The sequence below is a fragment of the Streptomyces colwelliae genome, from assembly GCF_048158785.1.
Taxonomy (GTDB): Bacteria; Actinomycetota; Actinomycetes; order Streptomycetales; family Streptomycetaceae; genus Streptomyces.
This window is the reverse complement of the sequence record NZ_JBLTJC010000612.1, coordinates 1-3978: the sequence shown is the minus strand read 5'-3', so window position 1 is coordinate 3978 and position 3978 is coordinate 1. Positions and strand designations below refer to the sequence as shown.

Genomic DNA, 3978 nt, shown 5'->3' with positions numbered 1-3978 from the left:
CCCCTCCACCTGCCACTGGGAGTGCGTCGTCAGCCCCTTCGTCGCGTCCCGGAACTCCCGTACGGCTTCCTGGGACGTGTCGTCGAAGTCGCGGCTTGACCCGGTCGCCCACAGCGCGTTGCGGCAGCGCGGGGAGTCCTTGTAGTCCTCGGGGACGGTGGACGTCCAGTTCTGTACGTTCGTCACCTTGGCGATGACCTTCGCGCCGACCTCGTCCATCGCCGCGCACAACTGGGCGTTCCCGTGAGTGTCGATGGCGTCGAACACGAGGTCGGCGCCCTGCTGCTTCAGGTCCGCAGCGGCGGCACGGAAGTTGGGCAGCGCGAAGTCGACCTGCTCGGTGACGACCTTGTAGCCCTCCGCCTTCAGCCCTTGCTCGACGAGCCGGGCGTAGGCGGCGGACGCGGCCTGGTTGTACGACACGACGGCGGCGGTACGGGCGCCCCGCTCCCGCTTGAAGTACCGGTAGACCTCCGTGCCGCCGTACAGCTTCCCGCCCCAGCCCGGTGTCCCGGCGCGGGGCGCGAGGCTGCCGTAGATGCCGTACATGTGCGGCCAGGTGTCGTAGGCGGCGCCGATGGGCTGGCCGCCGATGTCGGGCACGCGCGCGTGGGAGACGCGGGAGGCGCCCGCGTAGTCGAGGGCGGTGGTGGCGACCAGGGCGACCACCTTGTCCTCGTCGATCAGTCGGTGCACGCACGCGTTGTTGCCGACACCGCTGCCGCCGTCGTCGCACAGCCGCACCTGGACCGGGTGTCCGTCGATGCCCCCGCGCGCGTTGAGACGGTCGAAGTACGCCTCGGCGCCGTCACGGGGGCCGGTGAAGGTGTCGCCGCCGACCGGGCTGGTCGCGCTGGTGATGATGCCGACCCGGATCGGCGTACCGCTGCTGGGCGCGGGCGTACGGGTGTCGCCGTGCTCGAAGTCGCTCTCCGGGAGGCGGCTGCCGCAGGCCGTGCCCGCGAGGAGCAGCAGCACCGCGACAGCGGCCTCAGCAGCCCGCCCCGGGCGACTGCGAGGCATCGCCGCTCAACGCCACCAGCGCGCACAGAGTGTTGACGGACACCTTCCAGGTGCCGTCCTGCTCGACGGCCGTCCCGGAGGCGTTCGGCAGGGCGGTGGCGCCGTTCAGGGTCAGGCTGTACGTCACGGTCGCCTTGGCCGCCGAAGTGAACTCGACCTTCTGGACGTCCGCTTGAACCTGTCCGCCGCGCTTGTCGCCGCTGAAGGCCTTCAGGACCGGGCCCATCTGGTCGCCGTTCTCCAGGACGGCCTGTTTGTCCGCGCCGGAGGTGGCCGGGTCGAAGAACTTCTTCCAGTTGGCCTTGATCTGTGTCGTCGCGGCGGCCGGGTCGGCGGGCGCGGTCGCCGGTGCGCTCGTGGTCTGCTCGACGGACGGGGTGGGCGGCGGTGCGCTGCCGCCACCCCCGCTGTCGTCGCTACAGGCCGCGAGGGCCGGGCCGAGCACGAGGACCAGGGCGGCTGCCGCCGAAGTACCCCGTCCCCGCCGTGTGTTCGTTCGCCTGAGGTCGCTCCCGAGAACCATCTGGCTCACCGCCGGGTGTCGTTCCGGGCCGTGCTCGCCCGGTGTTTTCAGGTCAGGTGTCAGAAGGCATAGTGCAAGCCATTGGCCGGCATGGACAGACACCCGACGTGTGGGGGCCGTAAATGCGGACAGCCCGACTGCGGACCGTGCACCCCGCCCTGTGGGCCGGCTGGGCCGCGCTCGCCGCCGGCGCGGTCCTGTGCGTGATCGGCTGGTACGGCGTCTCCGGCGAGCGCTACGCGGAACGCCAACTCCCTTACCTGGTCTCCTGCACGATCCCCGGCGCCGCGCTGATCGTCGCCGCCGCGGTCCTGCTCACCCATGGACGCAACGCCCTCGCCGCAGCGCGCGTGGAGGAGCTGTACGGCCTTCTCGTGGCCGCCGAGGCCGCCGACGTCGAGGAGTCCGCGCGGGCCGCCGCAGCGCCCGTGGCGGTCAGCGGGGACCTGCTGATGGTGCCGGGCGGCACGCTGTGGCACCGCGCGGACTGCCCGTTGGTCTCCGGGAAGCCCGAAGCGGTGCCGGTGGACGCGAAGTTGGTGGCGAACGGCGAGTTGAGCCCCTGCCCGATCTGCGAACCCGCCGAAGCCGACGACTGATGACCTCGATGTCCACCTTCACCTACGACCTCACCCTCGCCGGGCTCTCGGTCGGCAGCGCCGCCGCGCTCACCGGGATCGGCCTGATCGTGACGTACCGGGCGACCGGCGTCCTCAACTTCGCGCACGGGGCGATCGCGATGGTGTGCGCGTACGTGCTGCGGCAGTGCGTGGTCGGGTGGGGCTGGCCGCTGTGGCTGGGCGCTGTCGTCACGCTGCTGTTCGTGGCGCCGGGCATCGGGGTGGCGCTGGAACGGTTCGTCTTCCGGCCGTTAGCGGTCCTGGGCGGCGATCCGGCGCAGACGCTGGTCGCGTCCATCGGGGTGTTCGTGCTGCTGGTCGGCGGGGCCGCGCTGGTGTGGGGCCAGGGGGCGCGGGACGACGCGCCGGTGCTGGTGCCGGCCGATCCCTGGGGGCAGTTGGCGGTGGTGCTCGTGCTGGCCACCGGGGTCGGGGCGGTGATCCGGTGGACGCGTTTCGGGCGGGAGCTGCGGGCCGTCGTGGACGATCGCCGACTCGCTGTACTGGGTGGCGTGGACGCGGACCGGGTGGCCGCGGCGGGCTGGGCGTTCGGGTCCTTCACGGCGGGCCTGACAGGCGTGCTCCTCGCGCCGTACGTGCGCCTGGACCCGTACGGTCTGCCGCTGCTCGTCATGGAGGTGGTGGCGGTCGCGGTGGCGGCGCGGATGCGGAGTCTGCCGGTCGCGGTGGTGGTGGCGCTGGGGATCGGGGTCGGGCAGAGCCAGCTGACGCGGCTTCATCTGCCTGGCTGGGGTGGGCAGTTGGTGCAGACGGCGGGCGCGAACCTGTTCGTGGTCGCCCTGTTGGTGGCGGCGCTGGTACTGCCGGGGCTCGGCGCGAAGGACGCCCTCCCGCGTACGGCGACCGCCCGCGTCGCGACGCCTCCCGGTGCCTGGATCGTGGCCGCGGTGCTGTTCCTCCTCCCCCTCGGCTTCGCGGGCTCGGACCTGCACACCTCGGTCCAAGTCCCGGCGCTGGGCGTGGTGTTGCTGTCCCTGGTGGTGGTCACCGGGCGCGGCGGGCAGCTCTCGCTGGGGCAGGCGGCGTACGCGGGCCTGGGTGCCCTGTTCACCGCGCTGCTGGCGGCGGGCCGCTTCCCGGGCCTGCCCCGCCTCCCCGAACTGGCCGCGCTGGCGCTGGCGGTGCTCCTGGTCGCTCCCCTGGGCCTGCTGACCGGCTGGCCCGCGATCAGCCGCCACGGCCTGTCCCTCGCCCTCGCGACCTTCGCGGTCGGCGTCGGCGTCAGCCGCTTCGTCTTCGCCCAGCCGTACGCCACGTCGGGCCTGTCGCTCGCCCGCCCGTCCGGCTTCGACGGCGACCGCGCCTACTACGTCCTCGAACTCGCCCTCCTGGCAGCCGCGTTGCTCGCCACCCACGCCCTGCGCCGGGGCCGCACGGGCCGCGCGCTCGCCGCCCTGCGCGACCACGAACAGGGCGCGTCCGCGGCGGGCGTGCGGGTCCCGTCCCTGAAACTCCTGGCGTTCGTCGCGGGCGCCGCGCTGGCCGCCCTGGGCGGCGGCATGCTCGGCATGGGCCTGCGCGCCTTCGACCCCTCGGCCTACGACCCCGTCCGGGGCTTGTTGTGGTTCGCCGCAGTGGTCGTCCTGGGCGCCGACAGCACTCTGGGCGCGCTGGCCGCCGCGGCTCTGCTGGTCGGGCTGGACGCGGGGGCGCGCGGCGGGGTGGCGGCGGCGCTGATCGGGGTGCTGGCGGTGTGCGTGGGGCGGTTTCCTGGAGGGCCGTACGAGGCGTTGCGCGCGGCGGCGGAACGGCTCCGCCTTCGGCGGAGGGTGCGGCTCACGCCGTTGGGGG

At 73.5% G+C, this 3978-nt stretch carries 4 protein-coding genes; 2 read left to right on the top strand and 2 right to left on the bottom strand.

The annotated features are described in order from the left end of the window. Positions 1 to 1023: ABC transporter substrate-binding protein (locus tag ACNFOC_RS51945; RefSeq protein ID WP_416965953.1), on the bottom strand; the 1023-nt coding region annotated here is incomplete at its 3' end. Next, complete coding sequence (locus ACNFOC_RS51940) at positions 992 to 1546, bottom strand: MTB12 C-terminal domain-containing protein (RefSeq protein ID WP_416965955.1); 555 nt, start codon at positions 1544 to 1546, stop codon at positions 992 to 994. The genes ACNFOC_RS51940 and ACNFOC_RS51945, both read right to left, overlap by 32 nt. Before the next feature lie 122 nt (positions 1547 to 1668). Between ACNFOC_RS51940 and ACNFOC_RS51935 the strand changes: the two genes are divergently transcribed. Next, complete coding sequence (locus tag ACNFOC_RS51935; protein ID WP_416965952.1) at positions 1669 to 2145, top strand: hypothetical protein; 477 nt, start codon at positions 1669 to 1671, stop codon at positions 2143 to 2145. Between the two features lie 8 nt (positions 2146 to 2153). Beyond that, a partial coding sequence (locus ACNFOC_RS51930; protein WP_416965954.1) for an ABC transporter permease subunit occupies positions 2154 to 3978 on the top strand: 1825 nt, incomplete at its 3' end.

Coding starts and splice junctions, on each gene's coding strand:
- ACNFOC_RS51940 (WP_416965955.1), bottom strand. CDS start 1,546: ATGGTTCTCGGGAGCGACCTCAGGCGAACGAACACACGGCGGGGACGG.
- ACNFOC_RS51935 (WP_416965952.1), top strand. CDS start 1,669: ATGCGGACAGCCCGACTGCGGACCGTGCACCCCGCCCTGTGGGCCGGC.